Origin of the sequence: Burkholderia sp. LK4, from assembly GCF_001043615.1 — a bacterium.
In the GTDB taxonomy this organism is placed as follows: Bacteria; Pseudomonadota; Gammaproteobacteria; order Burkholderiales; family Burkholderiaceae; genus Burkholderia; species Burkholderia cepacia.
In genome coordinates this window covers 23997-49993 of record NZ_LDUL01000107.1, presented here as the reverse complement: position 1 = coordinate 49993, position 25997 = coordinate 23997, and the positions used below count along the sequence as shown (strand labels likewise).

The 25997-nt window shown below is 64.5% G+C and carries 23 protein-coding genes; 12 read left to right on the top strand and 11 right to left on the bottom strand.

Annotated features, from left to right (window positions below; genetic code table 11):
• Positions 1 to 27 precede the first annotated feature (27 nt).
• The 5 genes from VK92_RS36590 (at position 28) to VK92_RS36570 (ending at position 5560) form a co-directional block, all read left to right on the top strand.
• A complete protein-coding gene (locus VK92_RS36590) occupies positions 28 to 885 on the top strand; it encodes a PhzF family phenazine biosynthesis protein (RefSeq protein ID WP_048028401.1) in 858 nt (285 codons plus the stop codon).
• Positions 886 to 1137: 252 nt separating this feature from the next.
• Positions 1138 to 1815, top strand: a complete 678-nt coding sequence (locus tag VK92_RS36585; RefSeq protein WP_048028400.1) for a hypothetical protein — start codon at positions 1138 to 1140, stop codon at positions 1813 to 1815.
• A 348-nt stretch (positions 1816 to 2163) separates the two neighbouring features.
• A complete protein-coding gene (gene rbsK / locus VK92_RS36580) occupies positions 2164 to 3090 on the top strand; it encodes a ribokinase (RefSeq protein WP_048028474.1) in 927 nt (308 codons plus the stop codon).
• Between the two features lie 41 nt (positions 3091 to 3131).
• Positions 3132 to 4505 carry an L-fucose:H+ symporter permease gene (fucP, locus tag VK92_RS36575; protein WP_048028399.1) on the top strand — a complete coding sequence of 458 codons (1374 nt, stop codon included), beginning with the start codon at positions 3132 to 3134 and terminating at the stop codon, positions 4503 to 4505.
• Between the two features lie 2 nt (positions 4506 to 4507).
• The gene (locus tag VK92_RS36570; protein ID WP_048028472.1) at positions 4508 to 5560 is read left to right on the top strand and encodes an aldose 1-epimerase family protein; all 1053 of its coding nucleotides are present in this window, start codon (positions 4508 to 4510) and stop codon (positions 5558 to 5560) included.
• 34 nt (positions 5561 to 5594) lie between these two features.
• Here VK92_RS36570 and deoR read toward each other — a convergent pair whose 3' ends face one another.
• The gene (gene deoR, locus VK92_RS36565) at positions 5595 to 6365 is read right to left on the bottom strand and encodes a DNA-binding transcriptional repressor DeoR (protein ID WP_021157862.1); all 771 of its coding nucleotides are present in this window, start codon (positions 6363 to 6365) and stop codon (positions 5595 to 5597) included.
• A gap of 146 nt (positions 6366 to 6511) precedes the next feature.
• Here deoR and deoC point away from each other — a divergent pair, with 146 nt between their 5' ends.
• Positions 6512 to 7192 (top strand): deoxyribose-phosphate aldolase, encoded by a 681-nt coding sequence (deoC, locus tag VK92_RS36560; protein WP_048028398.1) that lies wholly within the window; start codon positions 6512 to 6514, stop codon positions 7190 to 7192.
• A 113-nt stretch (positions 7193 to 7305) separates the two neighbouring features.
• On the opposite strand, the gene VK92_RS36555 is transcribed toward deoC, so the two are convergent.
• Complete coding sequence (locus VK92_RS36555) at positions 7306 to 8304, bottom strand: AraC family transcriptional regulator (protein WP_048028396.1); 999 nt, start codon at positions 8302 to 8304, stop codon at positions 7306 to 7308.
• 63 nt (positions 8305 to 8367) lie between these two features.
• Between VK92_RS36555 and VK92_RS36550 the strand changes: the two genes are divergently transcribed.
• Complete coding sequence (locus tag VK92_RS36550) at positions 8368 to 9603, top strand: MFS transporter (protein WP_048028395.1); 1236 nt, start codon at positions 8368 to 8370, stop codon at positions 9601 to 9603.
• Positions 9604 to 9647: 44 nt separating this feature from the next.
• Here VK92_RS36550 and VK92_RS36545 read toward each other — a convergent pair whose 3' ends face one another.
• Positions 9648 to 10262, bottom strand: a complete 615-nt coding sequence (locus VK92_RS36545; RefSeq protein ID WP_048028393.1) for an NIPSNAP family protein — start codon at positions 10260 to 10262, stop codon at positions 9648 to 9650.
• 367 nt (positions 10263 to 10629) lie between these two features.
• Positions 10630 to 11016 (bottom strand): MerR family transcriptional regulator, encoded by a 387-nt coding sequence (locus tag VK92_RS36540; RefSeq protein WP_048028392.1) that lies wholly within the window; start codon positions 11014 to 11016, stop codon positions 10630 to 10632.
• Between the two features lie 138 nt (positions 11017 to 11154).
• Between VK92_RS36540 and VK92_RS36535 the strand changes: the two genes are divergently transcribed.
• Together VK92_RS36535 and VK92_RS36530 are read left to right on the top strand one after the other, a co-directional pair.
• Positions 11155 to 12012, top strand: a complete 858-nt coding sequence (locus VK92_RS36535; RefSeq protein WP_048028391.1) for an alpha/beta fold hydrolase — start codon at positions 11155 to 11157, stop codon at positions 12010 to 12012.
• Positions 12013 to 12037: 25 nt separating this feature from the next.
• Positions 12038 to 12949 (top strand): alpha/beta fold hydrolase, encoded by a 912-nt coding sequence (locus VK92_RS36530; RefSeq protein WP_048028471.1) that lies wholly within the window; start codon positions 12038 to 12040, stop codon positions 12947 to 12949.
• A 203-nt stretch (positions 12950 to 13152) separates the two neighbouring features.
• On the opposite strand, the gene VK92_RS36525 is transcribed toward VK92_RS36530, so the two are convergent.
• The 5 genes from VK92_RS36525 to VK92_RS36505 all read right to left on the bottom strand — a co-directional run bounded on the left by VK92_RS36525 (position 13153) and on the right by VK92_RS36505 (position 18271).
• The gene (locus VK92_RS36525; RefSeq protein WP_048028389.1) at positions 13153 to 15450 is read right to left on the bottom strand and encodes a xanthine dehydrogenase family protein molybdopterin-binding subunit; all 2298 of its coding nucleotides are present in this window, start codon (positions 15448 to 15450) and stop codon (positions 13153 to 13155) included.
• A complete protein-coding gene (locus VK92_RS36520; RefSeq protein WP_048028387.1) occupies positions 15447 to 15914 on the bottom strand; it encodes a (2Fe-2S)-binding protein in 468 nt (155 codons plus the stop codon). Before VK92_RS36520 ends, VK92_RS36525 begins: the two co-directional genes overlap by 4 nt.
• A gap of 213 nt (positions 15915 to 16127) precedes the next feature.
• Entirely contained in the window at positions 16128 to 16601 is a 474-nt protein-coding gene (locus VK92_RS36515) for a MerR family transcriptional regulator (RefSeq protein WP_048028385.1), read from the bottom strand.
• A complete protein-coding gene (locus VK92_RS36510; RefSeq protein ID WP_196491025.1) occupies positions 16598 to 17506 on the bottom strand; it encodes an acetoacetate decarboxylase family protein in 909 nt (302 codons plus the stop codon). The genes VK92_RS36515 and VK92_RS36510 overlap by 4 nt, the downstream gene beginning before the upstream one ends.
• Before the next feature lie 315 nt (positions 17507 to 17821).
• On the bottom strand, positions 17822 to 18271 hold the full coding sequence (locus VK92_RS36505; RefSeq protein ID WP_048028381.1) for a MerR family transcriptional regulator: 450 nt from the start codon (positions 18269 to 18271) through the stop codon (positions 17822 to 17824).
• A gap of 344 nt (positions 18272 to 18615) precedes the next feature.
• Between VK92_RS36505 and VK92_RS36500 the strand changes: the two genes are divergently transcribed.
• Together VK92_RS36500 and katG are read left to right on the top strand one after the other, a co-directional pair.
• Positions 18616 to 19446, top strand: a complete 831-nt coding sequence (locus tag VK92_RS36500; protein WP_048028379.1) for an alpha/beta fold hydrolase — start codon at positions 18616 to 18618, stop codon at positions 19444 to 19446.
• Positions 19447 to 19640: 194 nt separating this feature from the next.
• The gene (katG, locus tag VK92_RS36495) at positions 19641 to 21851 is read left to right on the top strand and encodes a catalase/peroxidase HPI (RefSeq protein WP_048028377.1); all 2211 of its coding nucleotides are present in this window, start codon (positions 19641 to 19643) and stop codon (positions 21849 to 21851) included.
• 193 nt (positions 21852 to 22044) lie between these two features.
• On the opposite strand, the gene VK92_RS36490 is transcribed toward katG, so the two are convergent.
• Both VK92_RS36490 and VK92_RS36485 read right to left on the bottom strand, forming a co-directional pair.
• On the bottom strand, positions 22045 to 23043 hold the full coding sequence (locus VK92_RS36490; RefSeq protein ID WP_048028375.1) for an alpha/beta fold hydrolase: 999 nt from the start codon (positions 23041 to 23043) through the stop codon (positions 22045 to 22047).
• Between the two features lie 150 nt (positions 23044 to 23193).
• The gene (locus VK92_RS36485) at positions 23194 to 24000 is read right to left on the bottom strand and encodes a type 1 glutamine amidotransferase domain-containing protein (RefSeq protein WP_048028373.1); all 807 of its coding nucleotides are present in this window, start codon (positions 23998 to 24000) and stop codon (positions 23194 to 23196) included.
• A gap of 444 nt (positions 24001 to 24444) precedes the next feature.
• On the opposite strand from VK92_RS36485, the gene VK92_RS36480 reads away from it, so the two are divergent.
• A complete protein-coding gene (locus VK92_RS36480; RefSeq protein ID WP_048028372.1) occupies positions 24445 to 25980 on the top strand; it encodes a catalase in 1536 nt (511 codons plus the stop codon).
• Positions 25981 to 25997: the final 17 nt, after the last annotated feature.

The following is a 25997-nucleotide window of genomic DNA, read 5'->3' as shown; positions in this document are numbered from 1 at the left end:
GAATCACCACACTGACGCGAGCGTCCAATGACCGCCTATGCCTTCCGCCTGCTGAACGTATTCGCCGAATCGACGTTCGGCGGCAACCCGCTTTGCGTATTCGAGGATGCACGCGGCATGGACGACGCGACCATGCGGGCGCTCGCCGTGCAGTTCAACCTGTCCGAAACGACCTTCGTGCTGCCGTCGGAGCGCGCGCATGCGCGGGTTCGCATCTTCACGCCGGGCTACGAGATGGCCTTTGCCGGCCATCCGACGCTCGGCACCGCGCATGTCGTGCGCGACCTTCTGGGCGCGGGCTACGAACTCGCGCTCGAATTCAAGGCCGGCGTGGTCGACGTCGGCGCGCGCGACGATGTGTGGACGTTTACCGCGCCGCATGCCGGCATGCCGAAGACGGCGGCTTGCGAGTTGTCCGATGCCCGGACGGCGGCCCTGCTGGGGCTGACGGAAGACGACCTGCTCGCCCCGCCAATCTGGGTCGATACCGGCGCCGACCAGTTGCTCGTCGCGCTGAAAGACCCCGCCGCCGTGCGCCGCGCGCAGCCCGACAGCGCGGGCGTCGGCATCTGGCCGACCAGCAGCCTCGGCCGCAAGACCGCGTATGTATTCGCGTTCGATGCCGAGCGCCCGGGCACGGTGGTGTCGCGTTACTTCTTCGTGAAGCAAGGCAGCGTGTCGGAAGACCCGGGGACGGGATCGGCCTGCGCGAACCTGGGCGGGTGGCTGCTTGCGATGAACCACGACCTGCCCGCCGCGTTTCAGGTCGAGCAAGGCGAAGCCGTCGGTCGGCCTTGCCTGCTGCGATTGTCGGTCAGTACAAACGGCAAGATCGGTGTCGGCGGGCGCGTGATCGAACTCGGGCGCGGCGTCGTCGACGTGTAGGGGCGCCGGGCGGAAATATCGTCGCGATCTTCAGCATCGCGCTGCGCGCGGGCAACCCGCTGCGATGACGAACCGGCCGCTACCGTCCGGCCACCGCCGGATCGGAAATGCGGTGCGGCCGCCCCGCCCGCCACGCCGCGATAAGCCGACGATAAGGTCGCGGCTATCGCCGGATCGAAACGCGGCATGCACGGCACACGCCGCCGCGTTTGTTATGCTGCGCGCATCGCCCGCCCGAGCCGATCGCCGCTCATGAACGCCCTCGCCCCCGACCTCGCCCGCACGCTGCACGCCTCCTGCGATACCTGCTTCGGCACGGCCGCCGTCTGGCCGCTCGTCGAGCACGCGTATGGCGAACCGCAACGCCACTACCACACGCTCGCGCACCTGGCCGAGCTGTTCGCGCATCTCGCACCATATCGCGCGGAACCGCTGTGGCCGGCGATCGAGCTTGCGGTATGGGCGCACGACTTCGTGTACGCGACGACGCTGCCGGATCATGCGGACAACGAAGCACGCAGCGCGCAATGGCTCGTGCAGGTCACGAACGCACACTGCAGCGCATCCTGGTTGCGTGCGCACGCATCGCATGTGTCCGTTGCGCACGATCTCGTACTCGCGACGAAGTCGCACCGGCTGCCCGATGCGTTCGCGTCCGCCCCGGACGTGCAGCGTGCCGGGCGGATTTTTCTCGACGCGGATCTCGCGATCCTCGCGGCCGCGCCCGATCGACTGCGCGAATACGATCGCGCAATCGCATGCGAGTGGGCACAGGACCCCGATGCGCCGTCGGCTGCATTCCGCAAGGGCCGCAAGCAGGCGCTTGAACATCTGCGCGCGCAGGCCCCGCTGTTTCAATCGGCGGAATTCGCGCCGCTCACACCGCTCGCGCAGCGCAATCTCGATACGCTGATCGCCGAGTACGCGTAAGCGCCGGGCAAGAACACGCGAAAGCGACCGCATCGCCGCCGCCGGATCGGTCGAGCCGGCCCGTCACGTCACGCCCGGCGACTCTCCCCACACCCGAACGGCATTCCTGCCGCGGCGCTCCGCAGCGCCGGGGCCCTTGCCGCATCGAATTCATCCGACATCTGACGGCAAAACCGGCCAACACGTCGATTTCCCCGAGAAGCCGCCCCATCCGCATCGCGCCCCGATGCGTAACCCTTCAAACATCATGTGATTGCAATTTCACATCCAATGTGATTTTATTATCACATCGTGCATGCCGCCGCCCACCGCCCGCGCGGCGCACCCCATACCAAGGAAGAGACGCAGATGGAGACAATCGCCGTCATCGGCAGCAACATGGTCGACCTCGTGACCTACGTCGCACGCATGCCCACCCGGGGCGAAACGCTCGAGGCGCCGAATTTCGAACTGGGCTGCGGCGGCAAGGGCGCGAACCAGGCGGTCGCGGCCGCCCGCCTCGGCGCGCGCGTCGTGATGGTCACGAAGGTCGGCGACGACGTGTTCGCCGACAACACGATCCGCAACTTCGCGCGCGAAGGCATCGACACCACGCACGTGCGCAAGGTCGCCGGCGTACCGAGCGGCGTCGCGCCGATCTTCGTCGAGCCCGATTCGAGCAACAGCATCCTGATCGTCAAGGGCGCCAACCGCCACCTGACGCCGGCCGACATCGACGCGGCCGCGCCGCAGCTCGCCGAATGCGCACTGATCGTGCTGCAACTCGAGATCGAGCTCGACACCGTCTATCACGCGATCGAATTCGGCGCACGCCACGGCATCCCGGTGCTGCTGAACCCCGCGCCCGCGGTCGCCGATCTCGATTTCGAGCGGATCCGCACCGTCGAATTCTTCGTGCCGAACGAAACCGAGCTCGCGATCGTGTCGGGCATGCCGGTCGATTCGCGCGACACCGCGGCACGCGCCGCCGAAGCGCTGGTCGCGCGCGGGCTGAAGCACGTGCTCGTCACGCTCGGCAGCGACGGTTCGCTGCTGGTCTCGCGCGACGGCGTGCGGCACGTGCCCGGCGTGCCGGTCGACGCGCGCGACACGACGGGCGCCGGCGACGCCTATATCGGCTGCTTCGCGCGCTGCTACGCCGCATCGCGCAACGCGCTCGACGCGATGCGTTACGCGTCCGCGTATGCCGCGCATTCGGTCACGGGCCTCGGCACGCAGAAGTCGTACGCCGACACCGCGACGTTCGAACGCTTCCTCCGCGACGCCGGCATCTGAACGGCGCCTTCATCGACGAGACAACCAGGAAGGAGACACCCATGGGCCGAGCCAGAATCGAACACACACCCGACGGCTATTACCTGAACCGCACGCCGCTCTTCGCCTTCACGCTGCTGTGCTGCCTGTTCGCGCTGTGGGGCACCGCCGCGAACCTGAACGACGTGCTGATCGCTCAGTTCAAGAAATCGTTCTTCCTGTCCGACTTCGAATCGGCGTTCGTGCAGTCCGCGTTCTATCTCGGCTACTTCTTCTTCGCGATTCCCGCCGCGACCGTCGTGAAGAAGTTCAGCTACAAGACGACGATCCTGGTCGGCCTGCTGCTCTACACGACCGGCTGCCTGCTGTTCTTCCCCGCCGCGTCGATGGCGAAGTACGGGATGTTCCTCGTCGCGCTGTTCGTGATCGCGGCGGGCCTGTCGTTCCTCGAAACCGCGTCGAACTCGTATTCGACGCTGATGGGCCCGCGCGAAACCAGCACGCGGCGGCTGAACATCTCGCAGACGTTCTATCCGTTCGGCGCGATGGCCGGCGTCTACATGGGCAGCTTCCTGATCTTCAAGGAAGGCGATGCGTCGCACGCGCAGCTTGCCGCGATGTCCGCGGCCGAAGCCCACGTGCACCAGCTCGCGATGATCCAGGCCACGCTCGAGCCTTACAAGTGGCTGATCGTCGTGCTCGTCGCCGTGTTCATCGTGTTCGCGCTCACGCCCTACCCGGCCTGCAAGGGCAACGGCCCCGGCACGGCCACGCACCGGATCGACGCGCGCGGCACGCTCGCGCGCCTGTTCGGCAACCGGCGCTTCGTCGCGGGCGTCGTCGCGCAGTTCCTTTACGTCGGCGCGCAGGTCGGCGTGTGGAGCTTCACGATCCGGCTCGCGATGCAGATCGGCGGCCTCACCGAGCGCGGCGCGTCGCACTACCTGCTCGCGACGTTCTTCGCGTTCTTCGTCGGCAAGCTGGTCGCCACGCTCGTGATGAAGCGTGTCGGCCCGGCCAAGGTGCTGATCGTCTACGGCATCCTGTGCATCGCGCTGCTCGCGTACACGATCAGCGTGCACAACATCACGGCCGTCTATGCGGCCGTGGGCGTGAGCGTGTTCCTCGGCCCGTGCTGGCCGACCATCTACGGCCTCACGATCGACGGGCTCGGCAAGGACACCGAATACGGCGGCTCGATCCTCGTGATGAGCATCGTCGGCGGCGCGGTCGTGCCGCTGATCCAGGGGCTGATCTCCGACCACACCGGCGGCAACATGCAGCTCGCGTTCGTCGTGCCGCTCGCCTGCTTCGTCGTGATCGTCTACTACGGCTTCTACTGCCTGCGCCACCTGCCGGCCGCAACGCCCGACGCAACCGCCGACGGCCACGCATCCGCGCGCTACGCCGCCACGCGCAACACGTCGGGAGCATGAGCATGCGAGGCGAAATCGAACTGCGGCGCGACGACTTCCGCGACACGCCGCGCACGCTGTACCGCACCGACGGCCTGACCGTCACCGCGTTCGCGTATCCGTCCGGCGTCGAGGCGCTGAAGCTCGAGAACCGGCGCGGCCATCTCGTCGTGCTGCCGTATCTCGGCCAGATGATCTGGGCCGCCGCGTTCGACGGCCGCGACCTGACGATGAAGCACATGTTCCGGCAACCGAAACGCGCGGCTTCGATCATCGATACCTACGGCTGCTTCATGTTCCACAGCGGGCTGCTGCGCAACGGCTGCCCGGGGCCCGACGACACGCACGCGCTGCACGGCGAGATGCCGTGCGCGCCGATGGACCGCGCGAGCCTGGTCATCGGCGCGGATGCGGGCGGTGCGTTCGTCGAAGTGACCGGCGAGTACGAATACGTGCAGGGTTTCGGCAGCCACTACATGGCGCGTCCGTCGGTTCGGCTTGCGGAGCACGACGCGCAGATGACGATCTCGATGGACGTGACGAATCTCGGCGGCACGCCGATGGACCTGATGTACATGGCGCACCTGAACTACGCGTACGTGCCCGGCGGCCGTTTCGTGCAGTCGCTGCCGCACAACGGGCTGCGGCTGCGCGACAGCGTGCCCGCGCACGTGAAGCCGACCGCCGCGTGGCGCGACTACACGGCCACGCTCGCGCGCGACCCGCAACGGCTTCACACGCTCGATGCGCCCGCGCTGTACGACCCGGAGATCGTGTTCTTCATGAACGATGCGGAAACGGATGCCAGCGGCGTCGCGCATTTCCGGCTCGAGCATCCGGACGGCGGCGCATTTCACACCGCGTACCGCCCCGAGCAATTCCCGCACGCGACGCGGTGGATCCTGCACAACACGGACCAGCAGGTCGCCGCGTTCGCGCTGCCGTCGACCTGCGAGCCGGAGGGTTATCAGGCCGAACGCCGCAAGGGCCATGTCGCGACCCTCGCGCCGGGCGCTGCGCGCCGCTTCGAAGTCGTCACCGGCTACCTGAGCGCGGCGGAAGCCCGCCATGCCTGAGGCGATGCGAAGCGCGATGCCCGCCCGCGCGGCGTCAGGTCACGAGCGCGATTCCGTGTTCGCGGATCGCCGTTTCGTAGCGGCTGCTCAGTTGCCCGTCGGAAATCACGTAATTGAAGTCGGTCAGCTCGGCGAAATAGGCCGCGCGCACTTCGTCGAACTTCGTATGGTCGACCAGCAGGAAGCGGTTCTGCGCGCGTTCCATCACCTTCTTCTTCGCGTCGACTTCGTGGAAGTTGAAACACGTGACGCCGCAGCGGTCGCTCACGCCGGCCGCGGAGATGAACGCCTTCGACACGCGCACCGTGTCGAGGATGCCCGTCTCGGCCACCGACTCGAACACCATGTTCTTGCGATGGTACGCACCGCCGCACAGGATCACGCTGCAATGCGGCTTCTGCTGCAGCTTCGCGAACACGTTCAGCGAATTGCAGACGGCGGTGAATTCGAGGTCGTCCGGAATGAAGTCGACGACGAACGGCGTGGTCGAGCCGCAGTCGACGAAAATCGTGTCGCCGGTCGTCACGAACTGCGCGGCCAGCTTGCCGATGCGGCGCTTCTCCTCAGTCTGCCGGTTGTTCTCGGCGCTGACCACGTACTCGCCGATGTCGCTGCGCTGCGCGGCGAAGTGGCGGGTCACGTAGCCGCCGATCAGGCTGAGGCCGTGCGGGTTGTCCGCGAGATCGCGGCGGATCGTCATTTCCGATACGCCGAACAGCTCGGCGACTTCCTTCAGATGAATCGCGTTCTGCCCTTGCAGCACGTTCATCAGCGTCTTGATTCGTTCGCCCTTCTTCGTTTCCATGCCAGTATCCTGCGTGCGCGCCGCGTCCGTCGCTTGTCGTGCCGGGCGCGCGGGCCCGGCCGGAATGTCGTATTTGTAACAAACCGATGTGAAAACATCAACTTTCCGTGTGCCCTTCCGGCACACGATCCGTGGAGTCCTGAAACATGCCGCTTTCCAACGCCCAACTCGCTCAAACCATCGATCACACGCTGCTCGCGCCCGACGCGAGCGACGCGCAGATCCGCGACCTCTGCCGCCAGGCGGCCGAGCATCGCTTTTACTCGGTCTGCGTGAATTCGGCGAACGTGCCGCTCGCCGCGCGCGAGCTCGCCGATACCGGCGTGCTCGTCTGCGCCGTGGTGGGTTTTCCGCTCGGCGCGGGGCTGTCGGCCGCCAAGGCATTCGAAGCCACCGCCGCGATCGCGGCGGGCGCCGGCGAGATCGACATGGTGATCAACATCGGTGCGCTGAAGAGCGGCCGCGCCGACGACGTGAAGGCCGACATCGAAGCCGTGCACCGCGCCTGCGGTCCGGTGCCGCTCAAGGTGATCCTCGAAACGGGGCTGCTGACCGACGACGAGAAGATGCGCGTGTGCGAGATGTGCCGCGATCTCGGCGTCGCGTTCGTGAAGACGTCGACCGGGTTCGGCCACGGCGGCGCGACGCTCGCGGATGTCGCGCTGATGCGCCGCACGGTCGGCCCCGTGCTCGGCGTGAAGGCATCGGGCGGCGTGCGCGACCGCGCGGCCGCGCTGGCGATGATCGAGGCCGGTGCGACGCGGCTCGGCACGAGCTCGGGGGTGGCGATCGTCACCGATCAGGGGGGGAGCGAGTCGGCGTATTGACGACGCGGGGCGCTGACGGCTGCGGCGGTGCGCGTGGTGCTCGCGCGCGCCGGTTCGCGTGCGATGCACGGCGAAGCATGCAGGTCTTGCGCCCGAATCCCGCCCCGGGTTCTCTACGAAGCGACTTGCCGACTGGCTCCGGGTGACGTGCCGATCACACGCTTGAATGCGCGACTGAACGCGGCCTGCGACGCATAACCCAGCCGCAGCGCCACGGTTTCGATCGGCAGCCTGTCGTGGGACAGCCACTGGCTGGCCAGCCGCATCCGCAGTTCGGTCGCATAACGCAGCGGCGGTACGCCGATGGTGGCCTGGAAGCGCTCCGCGAAAACGGAGCGCGAGATATGGCATTCCGCCGCCAGCTCCGACACGCTCCAGTCGCGACAGGGCTGCCGATGCAGCGCGAGAATGGCCCGCGCGAGCCGAGGGTCACGCAACGCGGCCACCAGGCCGGACGCGTTGTCACAACCGCATTCAACCCAGCCGCGCACGAGCATCGCGGCGACCACGTCGGCGAGACGGGCGAGAATGCCCGCGAAGCCGATGCGTCCGGAACAGATTTCGCCCTTCATCGAAGCGAGGATCGGCATGAGCCCCGGGTAGCGCTTGCCCATCGCATCGACCACCATCACGCCCGGCATCAACCGGCCCAGGCCGTGCATGCCGCCGAGATCGAACTCCATGCATCCGGAAAAGAGAATGGTGCCGGGCGTCATGCGCTTGCTCGGGCACGCGTTCACCGCGCTGACCGTATCGCCGAGCGGAGCCGCGTCGAATGTGTCGATATCACGAACAGGATGGCCGGCGCTGGACAGCAGTTGATGGGCTTCGCCCCTCGGCATGAACACGGCGTTGCCGGCCGACAGCTCGTGCAACGTGCCGTCGTCGGTGCGCAGCACCGCGGAGCCGACCGCAAGGAAGTGAAAGTACGCGTGCCCGGGCCGCGCATCGAAGCCCAGGCCGAACGCGGGCCCGGCTTCGATGCGCCGGTACTGGACACCGCGCAGGCGCATGCCGGTCAGCAATTCGCTGATGAGATCGGACGACAGCGCGAAAGGATCGGGCGAAGCCATCTTCGGAGTTTCGGGTAAAAATTCAAGGCTTTCTATCATAGATCATCCTGCCATTCGCTCCTAGACTCGGGCTGGATTCCATTTCCCGAAGGATGATTTGTCATGAGCGATTGTGTGAGCAACGTTGTGCCCGACGCTGGCCGTGTCGGCGAAACAAAAACAGAGCCCGCCTGGACGGCCGTGTTCTCGCTGGCGATGGGCGTGTTCGGGTTGTTGACGGCCGAGTACCTGCCGGCCAGCCTGCTGACGCCGATGGCCACCGGATTGCACGTATCGGAAGCGCTGGCCGGCCAGGCGGTGACGGTAACGGCTGTCGTCGCGCTGTTTGCCGGGTTGCTGGTGCCGGGCCTCACGCGCGGCTTCGACCGGCGGACGGTGCTGCTCGGTTTCAGCACGCTGATGATTGCGTCGAACCTGCTGGTGGCGCTCTCGTCGAACCTGGCGATGCTGCTGGCGATGCGGATCCTGCTGGGCATCGCGCTGGGCGGCTTCTGGAGCATGGCTGCGGCCGTGGCGATGCGCCTCGTGCCGCCGCCGCTGCTGCCGCGCGCGCTGTCGATCATCTTCAGCGGCATTGCGGTCGGCACGGTCGTCGCCGTGCCGCTCGGCAGCTATCTGGGCGGCTTGTACGGGTGGCGCAGCGCGTTCATCGCAGCGGCGGCGGTCGGCGCGATAACGCTGCTGTTCCAGTGGTTCACGCTGCCGCGGATGGCGCCGCGCGCAACCGTGCGGCTGCAAACGGTACTGCAAGTATTGCTGAGTCCGGGAGTCGCCATCGGCATGCTCGGTTGCGTACTCGCGCACACCGGTCATTTCGCGCTGTTCACCTATATCCGCCCGTTTCTGGAAAGCACGGCAGGCGTCGGCCCGGATGGACTCGCGCTCATGTTGCTCGGGTTCGGCATCGCGAACTTCGCCGGCACGTTGCTCACCGGATTCCTGATGGAGCGCAGCCTGCGCGCGACGTTGGCGCTGATGCCCTGCCTCGTCGGCATCGCGGCGTTCGCGCTGGTGTTGCTGCCGGCATCCGTCGCCGGGCAAGCCGTGCTGGTCGCGTTCTGGGGGATGGCGTTCGGCGGCGTGCCGGTGGCGTGGTCGAACTGGGTGACACGCGCGGTGCCCGACCAGGCGGAAAGTGCCGGCGGCATGGTCGTCGCGTCGGTGCAGTCCTCCATTGCGGCAGGCGCCGCCGCGGGCGGTACGATGTTCAGCTTCTGCGGCATTGCCGGCGTCTTCGTCGCGGGCGGAGCCGTGATGCTGCTCGCCGCATTGCTGATCGCGCTATGCGTCAGGGTCCCGTCTGCGCCATCCGGTGCCGGGCCGGCGCTGCACATCTGAGACCACCGGTCGCCCTCGCGTTGCCGGACAACGCCCGGCGCTTTTCAGCACAGCGGCGACCACGCTTCCGGCAGGCAAATCGTCGAAGTCGCTCGCTCGATCTGCTGGGGGCCGCCCTTGGGCGGCCACAGTCCTTCGGCGTAATGACGCGCCCTCAACGCCATGCGTTCCTCGAGGCTCGCGAATCCCCAGATATGCGTGATTCGCGGCGGACCGTCGATCGCATACATGTTGGCGACGAGGTGGGATGTATAGGCTTCGGCGGGTCCGACCGCTTGCTCCCACGCAGCGATCGTCGGCGCCACCCCTGCCGGTTTGAGCCAGTAGCGGCGAATCTCGTAGAAGCGGCCCAGCTTCATTGGCTCGATCTCGGGCAGGAACGGAAACAGCGCATGGCTTTCCATCGTGATGCCGACGTCGTAACCGACGAGATTGAACGGCCCGTCGCTCATCAACGCGCGACGGCGTTCCTGCTGCAGCGCGCCGGTATCCTCGAAACCGCGCAGCACGACGATCCGCCCCAGTTCGCCGATCTCCGAGCGCCATGCACCCAGGAGGCGGCCCGTGGCGCCTGCATCCGATACCCATCGATGCGCACCGGCCGAGACGGCGTCTTGCTCCAGCAGCGGGCATGACAAGGTCGTCAGCTCATATTCCATATCGATACTCCTTCGTCCCGTGAATGACATCCAGCCGCTTCAACGCAACGCGTCCGGCGGCGTGTCGGAATCGGATTCGGAGAATGCGCCGCCGCTGCGCCAATCCCGTAGGAACCTGCACGACGCTGGATGCTTTCCCGATGCCGCGACCGGCAGTCGGTTGCTGGAACGATCATGCCGATCGCTCGTACCGTCGGTACGTGAGCGCATGGACTGCTCGTGAAACCTATCGATATTGGGTCGAAGCGCTCGGCAAGTCGTCGACAACACCCTGCGCGTTGGCTTCGTCAAGGAGAAGCCCGCGTCAAATATACCTGCCTGGGAATGGATTCGTACTCGAAGGTGCGGCGCATCGAACGCCGCCCCCTTACTCGACCGGCGGAATCACGCCTTCCGACAAGGTTTTCATGAGCCTAGTGCGACGCCGTTCGAGATCCGCGATCTGGCGATCGATCGCGTCAAGGCGTTGCCGCTGGACCTCGCTTATCTGGTCGCACGAACGGGCGCCTTCGATCAGCAACATGCAGTCCGGGAAGCGGCGAATGTCGTCAATGGTGAAACCAGTCGCGATCATGCGCTGAATCTGCCTGACCTGCGTGACCGCCTTGTCGGGGAACATCCGGTAGCCGTTGCATGCGCGTACCGACGCGAGCAGGCCGTGTTCGTCGTAATGCCGGATCGAACGCACGCTTGTACCGGTGCGTCGCGAGACTTCGCCGATCGTCAGCAGTTCCTGTGCAGGTGTCTTGTTCATGAAAAGCAGGCTAGCACAAATCGCTTGACCCTGACATCAGTGTCAGGGTTGACGCTTGGCGGACTGCCCACTTCGAGGAGTTCCGGATGCCCCGCACGAAAACCCGGTTACCTGCTGACCGCCCTGGCCTCGGCCGCAATGCTATGGGTGTCGCCCCCCGCCGCGAGCGCGTCCCCGATAAGCTACAGCGTGACGTCGAAGGATGGCGTCACGCTGGCGGTACAGGAAAGCGGCAACCCCAACGGCCCGCCGATCATTTTCATTCACGGCCTGCTGGGTAGCCGGCTCAGTTGGGACGCGCAAGTGGGAAGCCCCGAGCTGCGCCAATACCGGATCATCACGTACGATCTGCGCGGCCACGGCCTGTCGGACAAGCCGTCCGATGCCATGTCATATCACGATGGGCGCCGCTGGGCCGACGATCTTGCAGCGGTCATCGCCGGGTCGCATGCGAACCACGCAGTCGTGGTCGGCTGGTCGCTTGGCGGTGTGGTCATCTCGAACTATCTCGCCACGTATGGCGATCACGACATTGCCGGCGCCATGTTCGTCGGCGGCGTGATCGAACTCGCCCAAGGTCAGATCGTCGATCATCCGGAGGTCTATCGCGACATGAATTCGCCGGACCTGAAGACGCATCTCGATGGCGCACGCAAGTTCGTCGAGCTGTGTTTCAACCATCGTCCGGATGGCGACACCTTCAGCCGGTTGCTTGCCAATGCCGCGATGGCATCGTGGGAGATGCAGAAGGAAATCCCGACGATGACGGTGTTCGCGGCCGAGGGGCTCGGCATGGCGCACGTGCCGCTGCTGTTCATCTACGGCACCCACGACGCGCTGGTCGACACACGCACGACGCTGGCCCGCGCGGCCGCGCTCAACCCGCACATCCGGATCAAGGAATACGCCGACGCAGGCCATGCGCCGTTCATCGAAGAGGCCGATCGTTTCAATGGCGATCTGGCGGAATTCGTCCGATTGGCGTCCGGGAAATGAAGTGGAATCTTTCAAGGAGGCAACCATGCCATCCGAAGTCGAACGCACTGCAGCTGAGGGCTTCTTTCCAGGCTTTTCGAGACTCGACATCGATACTGGCGATGTGTCGTTTCGGGGCGTCGTCGGGGGACGCGGATCACCGGTGCTGCTGCTCCATGGATATCCGCAGACCCACGTTGCCTGGCGATTGATTGCGCCCGCGCTCGCGAAGTCGCACACCGTCATCGTGCCGGACCTCCCGGGATACGGCGAGAGCCGGACCCACGACGATCAACCGCGCTGGACCAAACGCCGCGTGGCCAGCGCGCTCGTCACGTTGATGGATGTGCTCGGCTACGAACGGTTTGCCGTGGTCGGGCATGATCGGGGCGCTCGGGCGGGATACCGGCTTGCGCTCGATCATCGCGAGCGTGTTGCCGCGTATGTCTCGCTCACCGTCATACCCACGCTCGATGCGCTCAAGGGTGTCGACAAGGCATTCGCGCTCAACGCCTGGCACTGGTTTTTTCTCGCGCAACCGGCCGGCCTTCCCGAGCGCTTGCTCTCGGCCGACCCCGACGCCTACCTCGACGCCGCACTCGCGAGGATGGCCGGAGGACTTGGGCGAGTCGATCCCGCGGCACTCGACGCGTATCGAGCGGCTTTCCGGAATCCGGACGTGCGTCATGCGATCTGCGAGGACTATCGCGCCGCCATGTCCGAGGATCTCGACCACGACGCGAGCGACTCGGCGGCAGGCCGGAAACTCGCCTGTCCGGTTCTGGTGCTATGGAGCAATCGAGATCAAAAGACAGCGAATGTCTCGCCCGTCGACACATGGTCCAAATGGGCAGACAACGTGACGGGCAACGGACTGCCCGCTGGCCATCTGCTGCCCGAGGACGCGCCGGAGGAGGTGTTGTCCGCTCTGGTGCCGTTCCTGACCGAATGGCTGTGACGTCGTCGAGCGGATCCGATTTCGAAGACGGACACGGCCGTCAGCCCGCGTCACAGTGCAGGCCGTACCGGAAGCAAGCATCGGGGCGAACCAGGCTGAACATTCGATTTTTACAACCGCTGCTTGCTGATCGATCAGCCAACCTGAGGATTCCTTGAGCCTGACCAAGCCCCGCACTGTGCGTTGCCCTCCGAACTTGCGCCCTACACCATCGGTAGCTGCCGCACCGGCTTGCCGGTGAGTTGAGCGACCGCGTGTGCCACAGCCGGCGCGATCGGAGGCACGGCAATTTCACCGACTCCGGTCGGTTCGGCCGTGCTCGGCACGACGTGGGTTTCGATCATGGGCGCCTCTGCCATCTTCAGCACCGGATAGTCGGGGAAGTTGGATTGAACGACCCTTCCGTCCTTGATCTGAATCTGGCTGTACAACGCTGCGCTCAGCCCGAAGATGATCCCGCTTTCCAGCTGCTGCGCGACGATACCGGGGTTGACGACCGTTCCGCAGTCCGCCGCGCAGACGACTCGATGCACGCGTGGCTTGCCGTCCTGGAGCGACACCTCCACCACCTGTGCCACCACCGAACCGAACGAATTGTGCAGCGCCAGCCCGCGCGCACGCGGTGCGCCATCGGCGGCGGGCGCGAGCGGCTGGCCCCAGCCTGCCGCCTGCGCCGCGATGTCGAGCACCTTCAGCTCACGCGGATGCGCTTTGAGCAGGTCGCGCCGCATCGCCAGCGGATCGAGCTTGGCAGCAGCAGCCACATCGTTCAGGAATCCTTCCAGGAAGAACCCCGTGTAGGAATGGCCGACGCTGCGCCAGAATCCGATCGGCACCGGCAAATCGACCACCAGATGTGCAATGTGTTCGTGCTCGATCTCGTATGGCAGGTCGAACAAGCCCTCGGCCGTATAGCGATCAATGCCAAGCGACGGCGCACCGAACAGGCGCTCCAGTTCGCCGGCCAGGATCGACTGGCCCGCACTGCGCGAGGCGATGGCCGTCACCTTGCCGTTCTCGACACGGGCCTTCAGCCGCGCGATGGCCTGGGGACGGTAGAAGTCGTGCCTGATGTCGTCTTCGCGCGCCCAGATCACCTGCACCGGATGCCCCTCGGTCTTGGTGGCGATCGTCACCGCCTGGCCGACAAAGTCCGATTCCAGCCGCCGCCCGAAGCCGCCACCGATGAGCGGGATGTCGATGTGCACCTGGTCCCGGCTCACGCCTGCCGCGCGGGCCGCGACCAATTGGGCCAGTGTGGCGACCTGCGTGGGCGCCCAAAGCTGCACGCGATCCTTGGTCACCTGCGCCGTGCAGTTGATCGGCTCCATGGCGGCATGCGCAAGATACGGCGCACCGTATTCGGCCTCGACGATGGTTGCACCCTGTGCATTCTCGAAGGCCTTCAGTCCATCACCCGTCGAACGGTAGGTAAAACCCCCCTTGTCGCTGTCCAGCGCGCCGACGAGCTGCTGGTGGATGCCGGCCGAATCGAGGGTGGCATGCGGCCCGTTGTCCCACTCGGGTTCGAGCGTCGCCAGGGCTTGACGCGCCTGCCAGTAATGGTCGGCCACCACGGCGACGCCCGGCGCGCCGCCTGTCGAGCCATCGAACGGCACGACATGCCGCACGCCGGGCATGACAAGGGCCGCTTTCGACTGGAAGGCCTTGAGCTTGCCGCCCAATACCGGACACATGACGACGGCCGCATACAGCATGCCGGGCGGCCTCGCGTCGATGGCAAAGCGGGCGCTGCCATCCGTCTTGCCGGCGATGTCGTTGCGCGGCGCGGGCTTGCCCACCAACTGGTATTGCGAAGCCGGCTTGAGCGTGACACTGGACGGCGGAGCAATGTTGCGCGCCTTCTGCGCGACCGCGCTGAAAGGCATCTGCTGGCCGTCCGGGCCGATGAGCTGGCCTTCCCGCACCATCACCCGCGTTGGCTGCACGCCCCATTCGCGCGCCGCCGCTTCCACCAGCGTCGCGCGCGCGGTTGCGGCGGCCTCGCGCACGGGTTGCCAGCCATCGGCCACGCTGCTGCTGCCGCCGGTAATGATGAGGCCGATCTCGCGCGCGCTCTTGGCCATGATCCAATGCAATGCGCGCGCCCAGGTCTTGTCTGCGTCGTCCTGATGCAACGGCAGCGAGCTATCTCCCATCGCGACGACATTGCCGTAGATGCGTTCGATGGGCGACGACTCGATGCTCACCCGTGCCAACGGAATATCAAGCTCCTCGGCAGCCAACATCGACAGCGCCGTGTGGATACCCTGCCCCATCTCGACACGCGGCATCGCAAGGATCACATTGCCTTCGGGCGTGATCTTGATCCAGCCATTCAGCGCAATCTGACCGGACGTTTCGGGAAACGCCGCGGGATCGCCAAGCCGGCTGCGCGGAGGCATCACGCCCCAGCCCACCACCAGCGCACCGCCAAGGCCAAGCGCCCCCAGCAGGAATCGGCGCCGCCCGCGGCGCGGAGTCGTCACGTCGGCACTCATGCGTGGCCCTCCCGCAGCGCTTTCGCCGCACGCTTGATGGCGATGCGCACGCGCGGATACGTCCCGCAGCGGCACAGGTTGGTGATGGCTGTGTCGATATCGGCATCACTCGGGTCAGGTTGCCTCGTCAACAGATCTGCCGCCGCCATCAGCATGCCCGACTGGCAATAGCCGCACTGCGGTACCTGTTCGTCAATCCAGGCCTGCTGCAACGCATGGCGCTTGCCCGAGGATTCGGCCAGCCCTTCGATCGTGGTGATGTGCTTGCCGGCGACCGCTGCCACGGGCAGGACACACGATCGCGCCGCCGCACCGTCCAGATGCACGGTACACGCGCCGCAAGCAGCGACGCCGCAGCCGAACTTCGTGCCCGTCAGGTTCAGGTGGTCCCGCAGCACCCACAGCAAGGGGGTGGCCGGGTCGCAATCGATGTTGACCCGTTGGTGGTTGACGTCAAGATCCATGTATTGTCTCCTCGCCTCATATCGTAATGACCCAGCTGACTACCGGCACCTGTAGTCAAACCAAACTTTACTGTCAAGCACCCGGATGCGAATCCTTCTGGTTGGCCGTCTGGTGACCACCCGGAATACGCAATCCTCCAACGTAACGGTCGAGCAGGTTGAGGCTCTCCCGTAGCAGCAAGCAGGTTCGGAACGCCGTCACGCGCACCTCGCCTAGCCTTTCCCGGCCGACCGGCGTCGTCCGGTCCTGTCGGCGCCCTTCGTTCGGGCCGCACTGTCCGGTTCCCTCGACTGCATCTGCGACAGCAGGCGCGTTGCGTTGGCGCTGCAATCCATCTCGTCGGGCTTGGCCGCGATCTCGGCCATCAACGATACGAGATGCACCTTGTTCTGCGCCAGCTTGACCTGCATGGCCTCGATGTCCCGCACCTTGTGGCGCAGCGCGTCGAGCAGCGCGCCACGCTGCCACTGCGCAAGGTCGGGCGGCAGCAACATGCGGATCTCGTCCAGGCTGAAGCCGGCCTTTTGCGCCGTCGAGACCAGGCCGAGCACCAGCACGGCATCCGGCGAATAGATCCGATAGCCGTTGGGTTGCCGCTCGACGGCCGTCAACAGGCCGATGCGTTCGTAGAAGCGGATGCGTGACGGCGTCAGGCCGGTGCGCTCCGCCAGATCCCCGATCTTCATGTCGTGGGTGCAAAAGCGTCCAGCCGGGTGGGCATGTTCAGGACCAGTTGCGCGTCCTTGATGACGTCCATGCGAAGCACGGTGGACGCCCCGAGTCCGTCAAGCAGCTGACTCAACGGCCCGCCGTGCCGCGACAGTTCGACGTCCCGCGGAAAGAGGCGCTGCGCGAACGACAGCATGTTGGTCTGCACCAGGGTCCGGTGCCACTCGCCGTCGATCCGGTTGATCATGGTTGCCGTCGACATGTGCGACTGGGACGGGACATTGCGCAACACGGGCAGCGGCGCGCGCAGGGTCAGGTCCGGCTGGCCGCCGGGGCCGGCGATGCTGGCCTTCACGTCGGCGCCGATGTTCACGCCGATCTCCGCGCGCCATTTCGGCAGCTGATATCCATACAGGCCGCGCACGCGCGCGATTTCCGTGGTCACCGGCAGCGCAAGCACATGGGCGTGGAAGCTGCGGCGTCGCATGGAATCGAGCAGCTCCGCCGCGTGGGGCCCCCGCGCCCCCGGCCGGCGAATCACCACCGCGACGGAAACCTCGTCATAGGGGTCGTTATCGCAAACGGAATACGAGAAGAAGGTCAACGCCACCAGTCCGTGGCCCGGATACGCGCGCAGCGGCTCGAGCGGCGTCGGCAACATTGCCCGCAACCGGTCGACAGGCGCCAGGAACAGCAGCTGAACGTTACTGGAACGGTAGTAGAAGTTTGGCGCCCAGGTCGGACCGACCGTGGACGTGACGAGCCGCTTCGGAATCCTTCTAAAAAAATCGATGTTCCCTGCGGCAGGATCTCGCGCCACCTCGTCGAGGTTCGGGTTCATCCGGTAACGGTCGTAATAACCGCCGGCAGGCACTTCGACCTTGTGCTCCCCAAACTCGACCTGTGTGAACCGCTTATCCATATTCATTGACCTTTCTCGGTGATTGAACCGGCAGGTGGGCCTCGAGAGGCGCACCGACCAACAGCCGGCAACAATCACTCTAAGATTGAATATGACTTTAAGGTCAAGCGCTTCGCAACGAATCGGAATGAATCGACACGGTTGGTCCATGTTGCAGCCGCAGACTCATGCGAATCCCGAACCGAATCGGACGACAGGGGCGACGGGTACGGCGTTTGGTCAAATCATTGACGGATCTGGAACGCATATCCCCGTCGACGCACTGAAAAGCGAGCACGCTTCCCGCATGGCGCGCTTTCTCGACAGGCGCGAGGATCAGCCGGCGCTGGAGCCGTCGAGTTTGCCCAGATCCGGCGTAATTCCTGCTTCACGAAGACGATCGAGCACGCGTTTCTTATTGTCGACACATTCAATTCCGTCCGGCCTGTCCTCGATACTCTCTATCGCGACGACAAGTTGGGCCCGGGTGTGGTCGAGGCGCTTGCGAATGCCATCGATCTCATCCACCTTCTGCTTGAGTGCGTCCAGCAATGCGCCATGATCCCATGCGCCCGGGCCGACCGGCAGCAGTTGCCGAATCTGCTCGAGCGTAAAACCGGCCTGCTGCGCGAGCGAGATCAACCCCAGGAGAATTTCCGTCTCCGGGGGATACTCCCGATAGCCGTTCGCCTGGCGCTCCACCACCCTGATCAATCCCTCTGCCTCATAGAAACGAATACGTGAGGCCGTCAGACCACTGCGCTTCGCCAACTCTCCGATTTTCACGCGACACCCCAAAAAACTATTGACATTAACGTTGACTTTAATCCTAAAGTTGACCCGCGACTACAGAGCGCAGCACGACGGACTTCCAGGCAAGCGACAGCACAATGCGCCGACCGCGCATTTCGAATCGTCGCAACAAAAGGAGAGCTTTGTCTCGCCGAGGCCTGAGCGAATGGTGTCGCCGGGTTGCGCGTCGCCGGCAAGGTGGCTGAATGCCTGCTCCGTAGTCACGTTGCCGTCTCACGATTGTCACCATCACGAAAGGAGTCGCCCGTTACCGAGCAGCAACGATCGCCGTACACGTCACTGGTTGTCAACTTGAATATTGAAAAGGAGTGCTGATCATGGGATACGTCACAACGAAGGATGACGTTCAGATCTTCTACAAGGACTGGGGGCCGCGCGACGCGCAGGTCATCTTCTTCCATCACGGTTGGCCGCTCAGCGCGGACGACTGGGACGCCCAGATGCTCTTTTTCCTGTCGCACGGGTACCGGGTCATCGCGCATGACCGCCGTGGTCACGGACGCTCCAGCCAGGTATGGGACGGTCATGACATGGATCACTATGCCGATGACGTGGCGGCGGTGGTCAACCACCTCGGCGTGCAAGGCGCGGTTCATGTCGGCCACTCCACCGGCGGCGGCGAAGTCATCCACTACGTCGCCCGTCATGGCGAAGACCGCGTATCGAAGGCCGTGCTGATCAGCGCCGTGCCGCCGCTGATGGTCAAGACCGACAAAAACCCCGGCGGCCTGCCAAAGTCCGTGTTCGACGACCTCCAGGCGCAGCTCGCGGCGAACCGCGCGCAGTTCTACTATGACGTGCCGGCCGGCCCGTTCTACGGCTACAACCGTGAAGGCGCGAAGCCGTCGCAAGGCGTGATCTGGAACTGGTGGCGGCAAGGCATGATGGGCAGCGCGAAGGCGCATTACGACGGCATCGTCGCCTTCTCCCAGACCGACTTCACCGACGATCTGAAAAGCACGACGATTCCGGTACTCGTGATGCACGGCGACGATGACCAGATCGTTCCTTATGAGGACGCTGGCGTCCTGTCGGCGAAGCTGGCCAGGAACAGCACGCTGAAGCTCTACAAGGGCTTCCCGCACGGCATGCCGACGTCCAACGCCGACACGATCAACGCCGATCTGCTCGCGTTCCTGCGAGGGTAATCGCGACGAGTGCCGGGAGAGACAGACTCCCGGCACCTGCCCGCCCCCTTCCGGGGAGGCACGCTGCCTCCCCGAGCAACACCCACACATTGTTCAAGCGTCCGTTTGCACGGGTCGCCGCACGCGGGAGGGTTGTCCCCGGCGAGTCGTCCGTGCACGGCGTTACATCGTCACGTCCTCACACAGAGGTGCTTATGTCGAACGAAGGGCAGTGCCCGTTCAACCATGCTGCCGGCGGCGGCACGACCAATCTCGACTGGTGGCCGAAGGAATTGCGGCTGGATCTGCTCGGCCAGCACTCGAGCAAGACCAACCCGCTCGACCCTGGCTTCAACTATGCCGAAGCCTTCAACAGCCTTGACCTCGCCTCGCTCAGGAAGGATCTGACCGCCCTGATGACCGACTCGCAGGACTGGTGGCCGGCGGACTTCGGCCACTACGGCCCGTTGTTCGTGCGAATGGCCTGGCACAGTGCCGGCACCTATCGCATGGGCGACGGCCGCGGCGGTGCCGGGCGCGGCCAGCAGCGCTTCGCGCCGCTCAACAGCTGGCCGGACAACGTGAGTCTCGACAAGGCCCGGCGCCTGCTGTGGCCGATCAAGCAGAAGTACGGCCAGAAGATCTCGTGGGCCGATCTGCTGATTCTCACCGGCGACGTTGCGCTCACCACGATGGGCTTCAAGACCTTCGGCTACGCCGGTGGCCGCGAAGATACGTGGGAGCCGGATCGCGACGTGTACTGGGGCAGCGAGAAGACCTGGCTCGGCGGCGACCTGCGCTATGGCAAAGGTGGTACCTGCGAACCGCAACACGGCGGCGACTCCGGGCGCAACCTCGAGAATCCGCTGGGTGCGGTGCAGATGGGCCTCATTTACGTGAATCCTGAAGGTCCGGACGGCAATCCCGATCCTGTCGCCGCGGCATACGACATCCGCGAGGTTTTCGGACGCATGGCGATGAACGACGAAGAAACCGTGGCGCTGATTGCCGGCGGTCATGCGTTCGGCAAGACGCACGGCGCCGGCCCGGCCGACAACGTCGGTCCCGAACCCGAGGCTGCCGGTCTCGAGCAGCAGGGGCTCGGCTGGAAGAACAGCTTCGGCACCGGCAAAGGCGTGGATACGATCACGAGCGGCCTCGAAGTCACGTGGAGCGACACACCCACGCAGTGGGGCATGGGCTTTTTCAAGAACCTGTTCGGCTACGAATGGGAACTGACGAAAAGCCCCGCAGGCGCTCACCAGTGGGTAGCGAAAAATGCGCAACCGACGATCCCGCACGCACACGATCCGTCGAAAAAGCTGCTGCCCACGATGCTGACCACGGATCTATCGCTGCGCTTCGACCCCGCGTACGAGAAGATCTCGCGTCACTTCATGGACAACCCCGACGTATTCGCCGACGCGTTCGCGCGCGCATGGTTCAAGCTCACGCATCGCGACATGGGGCCGCGCGCCCGCTACCTCGGGCCTGACGTACCGACCGAGGAACTGATCTGGCAGGACCCGATTCCCGCAGTCGATCATGCGCTCGTCGACGACGCGGACGCTACCGCGCTCAAGGCGAAGATCCTGGCCTCGGGGCTGTCGGTGGCCGAGCTCGTCTCCACGGCATGGGCCTCGGCGTCGACATTCCGCGGCTCCGACAAGCGCGGCGGCGCCAACGGCGCACGCATCCGCCTCGCTCCGCAGAAGGACTGGACCGCCAATGAGCCCGCACAACTGGCCAAGGTTCTAAAGGTTCTCGAGCGCATCCAGGGCGAGTTCAACAGCACGCAGCCTGGCGGCAAGAAGATCTCGCTGGCCGACCTGATTGTGCTGGCCGGCAGTGCCGGTATCGAGCAGGCGGCGAAGCGCGCTGGCCACGACGTGAGCGTGCCGTTCGCGCCAGGCCGCATGGACGCGTCGCAGGAACAGACTGACGCGCATTCGTTCGCGGTGCTCGAGCCGGTTGCGGACGGTTTCCGTAACTTCGTCAAAGGCACATTCGCGGTGCCGGCCGAAGCGCTGCTGATCGACAAGGCGCAATTGCTGACGCTGACCGCCCCCGAGATGACGGCGCTCGTCGGCGGGCTGCGTGTCTTGAACGTCCATACCGGCAACGAGAAGCACGGTGTGTTCACCGATCACCCCGAAACGCTGACCGTCGATTTCTTCCGCAACCTGCTCGACATGGGCACCGAATGGAAGCCGGTTGCCGGCGACGACACATTCGAAGGTCGTGATCGTCGAACCGGTGAACTGAAGTGGACCGGCACGCGCGTCGATCTGGTGTTTGGTTCGAATGCCGTACTGCGGGCGTTGTCCGAGGTTTATGCGAGCGCAGACGGCGAGGCGAAGTTCATTCGTGACTTCGTTGCGGCCTGGGTCAAGGTGATGAATCTCGACCGATTCGATCTCGCCTGACAAATCGCGGTGGTACATCGATGCGGGCGGACAGCCGGGGCAACCAGCCTGCCCGCTCGCATCGGGATGCGGTGACCATCGTTACTCGGCCCGACATGGCGAGTGCCGGTCTGATCCGCCGAATGGAACACTTCACCCGCGACGCACGACATCAGCGAACGGCGGCCACTCGGAAGAACGGCCGCCTCGATCGTCAGCTCTTGATGAACTTCAGGATGTCCGCGTTGATGACGTCGGCATTGGTCGTCAGCATCCCGTGCGGATAGCCCGGGTAGATCTTCAGCGTCGCGTTCCTGAGCAGCTTCGCGGACAGCACGCCGGCGTCCTTGTAGGGCACCACCTGATCATCGTCGCCATGCAGGACCAGCGCCGGTTGCGTGATCTTTTTCAAGTCCTCGGTGAAATCCGTTTCCGAGAAGGCCTTGATGCAGTCGTACTGAGCCTTGATGCCGCCCATCATGCCCTGACGCCACCAATTGCGGATGACGCCTTCCGACACCTTCGCGCCCGTCCGGTTGAACCCGTAAAACGGCCCCGCCGGAATATCCAGGTAGAACTGCGCCCGGTTGGCGGCAAGCTGCCGCCTGAAGCCGTCGAAGACTTCGATCGGCGTTCCGCCGGGATTGCGCTCGCTCCTCACCATGACCGGTGGCACTGCGCTGACCAGAACGATCTTTGCAGTCCGCTTCATCCCATGACGCTCTACGTAGGCTGCGACTTCGCCGCCCCCGGTCGAGTGTCCGATGTGGATGGCATTTCTGATATCGAGCGCCTCGGTCAGGGCTGCAAGATCGGCGGCGTAATGATTCATGTCATTGCCGTCGGCGGTTTGCGTGGATCGCCCGTGCCCGCGACGATCATGGGCAATCACGCGATAACCATGCTCGACGAAGAACAGCATTTGAGCGTCCCAGTCATCCGCGGACAGCGGCCAACCGTGACTGAAGATGATCGGCTGGCCTTTGCCCCAATCCTTGTAGAAGATCTCGACACCGTCCTTCGTAACAACCTTGTTACCCCGGTCCGCATCTGCTGTCGGCGGATAGATCGGATGCTTGGTTGTTGCGGCACCGGCCGTGCCGCTCAAGGAAAATAGTGGCAGCGCCATCGAGGCGGCCGCTACCGCACCGGCTCCGATCATCAGTTCGCGACGAGATTTGCTGACGACGTCGACTTCATCCTTCCCGCTCATGACAGCCTCCTTTGGTAATCGAAAAGCGGTGACACCTGACCACCTGACACTCGGACCGCGTACGACCACGCTCCCGGTACCCCCGTTGCGCAGACTCAGTAATAGCGCGCCCCGTTTCCTCCTGCCTGCCCTGCCCGCATCGGCACTCGATCAATTCATTTCGCTGAGCCGCTTGACGACCGCTTCGGCAATTTCCTTGCTCGATTGCGGGTTTTGCCCGGTAATGATCCGGTCGTGACTGACGACATAGGATGTAAAGGGAAGCAACGCCTTCTTGTAGTGAGCGCCACGGCTCACGAGTGAATCCTGCAGGAAGAGCGGAACCTGGGACTTCATGCCGGACAACGTCTCCTCCATATCGGAGAAGCCCGTCACCGGCACGCCAGTGAGGAGAGACTTGCCTTCGGCATCCTGAAGCGGCAACAGCGCTGATACGCCGTGGCAAACCGCCGAGACAATGCCTCCCTGACGATAAATCTGTTCACTGACGGCCTTCAGGGCCGCGTTGTCGGGAAAGTCCCACAACGTACCGTGCCCGCCAGTGAAGTAGATCGCCTTGTAGTCCGCGGGATTGACGGAAGCAGCCGGCAACGTTGCCTTCAATCGCGCCATGAAAGCGGGATCGGCCAAATGCGCGCGCGCCGAATCGTCCAGGTAGAACGACTTCAGGCTGCGCTGGTCGATCGGCACTTCACCGCCCGCCGGACTCGCAAAATCCATTTGCAGTCCAGTTGCCTGCGCAGCGTCGTAGAAATGCGTCAGCTCGGTGAACCAAAGGCCGGTCGTATCCGATCGGGACGGATACTTCGCGTGATTGGTCATCACGACCAGAATCTTGCCGCTCAGTTGCGGCACATCTTCTTTCTGTGCAACATCGGCGGCATAGGCGTATCCGCCCGTCAACAAGGAGGCAACGACGGCCAGGAGCCAGTGCCTCAAAAACCAACGCTTGAACATTCTCGATTCCTCATATGACTCTGAAGCAACGACGTGAAAGGACGCAGGAGAAATCCTAGGATTGAAGTTAAGTTGAATGTCAAGCGATTGGAGCGCGACATCGCACAAAGTCACGCGTAGAGATGCCATGTCGCTCCGCCGCGCCGGGTTCGAGCATCGGCATCACCCCCGATCAACACGACGTCGTCATGCTGCCGATCCGGTTACATGCACGTACCGCCCGGCTTCAGACCGACCGGGCACCCATGGCCCGTATCGCGTCAGCCCGCAGTCCACCGGCGTTTCGCAAAGCAGCCTTTAAATAATTTAGCTTACCGAAATATCTATAAGAATCAACAACCACCTATCACTCAATTAGAGAGATTCAATTGGCGCATCGCATATCGAGAAGATTAAATTTCGCCGGGGTCTTCCCCCGAATTTCATCCAAGGAACCTCATCGATATGTCAAACACCGCGAATCGCTTTTTCCAGAGCGTAATTGCCGCGGCCTGCGTCGCACTGGCCTCCTCTTCACACGCTGCCGAACTGACGCGCGACAACGGCTCGCCCGTCGGCGACAACCAGAATTCGCAGACAGCCGGGCCGAACGGGCCGGTGCTGCTGCAAGACTCGCATCTCATCGAAAAACTCCAGCGCTTCGATCGCGAACGCATCCCCGAGCGTGTCGTGCATGCCCGCGGCACCGGCGCGTTCGGTGAATTCGTGCCGAGTGCCGACCTCAGCGACCTGACGACGGCCAAGGTCTTCACGCCCGGCACGAAAACGCCCGTGTTCGTCCGCTTCTCGACCGTGATGGGTTATCGCGGCTCGCCCGAGCAGGCACGCGATCCGCGCGGTTTCGCCGTGAAGTTCTATACGGAACAAGGCAACTGGGATCTGGTCGGGATCAACCTGCCGATCTTCTTTATCCGCGACGCGATCAAGTTCCCGGACTTCGTCCACGCGAACAAGCCGAGCGCGGTCACCGGCGTGCAGGATGCGAACCTCGCGTTCGACTTCTTCGCGCACGCGCCCGAAGCAACCAGCATGCTGACCCGGCTGTATTCGATCGAGGGCATGCCCGATTCGTACCGGAACATGGACGGCTACGGCGTGCACGCATTCAAGTTCGTCAACGCCGACGGCAAGTACACGTACGTGAAGTTCCACTGGAAGAGCGCGCAAGGAATGCACGGGCTGCGACCGAAGGACATCCCGGGTTCGATCGGCGCCGACTGGAACCTGATGACGAACGATCTGTACGGCGCACTGAAGGCGGGCAATGCGCCGAAGTGGGATCTCTACATTCAGGTGCTGAAGCCGTCCGAGCTCGACGCGTTCGACTTCAACCCGCTCGACGACACCAAGGTATGGACCGGCGTGCCGGAGCGAAAGGTCGGCACGCTGACGCTGAACCGCGTGCCGGACAACTACTTCGAGTCGACCGAGGAATCCGCCTTTGCCCCGTCGCGGATGGTGCCGGGCATCGAGCCGTCGGAAGACCGGATGCTGCAGGGCCGGATGTTCTCGTACGCCGATACGCAGATGTATCGCCTCGGCGCGAACTTCAACCAGTTGCCGATCAACCGTCCGCGCGTGAGCGTCACGAACAACAACCAGGACGGCGCGATGAACTTCGGCGACCGCAAGGGCGAAGTGAACTACGAGCCGTCGGCGCTGAACGAACTCGCGCAGAACCCGCGTTACAAGTCGGTCCAGACGCCGCTTGCCGGCACGACGCAACAGGCGGCGATCCGCAAGACGCTGAACTTCCGGCAGGCAGGCGAGTACTACCGCATGCTGCCCGCGCAGGAACGGCAGGATCTCGTGGTCGCCTTGTCGGGTGACCTGAACCACGTGACCAACGACGCGAACAAGTACGCGATGCTGTCGTACTTCTACAAGGCCGATTCGGACTACGGCACGCGCCTGGCGCGTGCCACGCACGCCGACCTTGCCCGCGTGAAATCGCTCGCCGACAAGCTCGTCGAGAACTGATCGGGCACGCTCGCGAA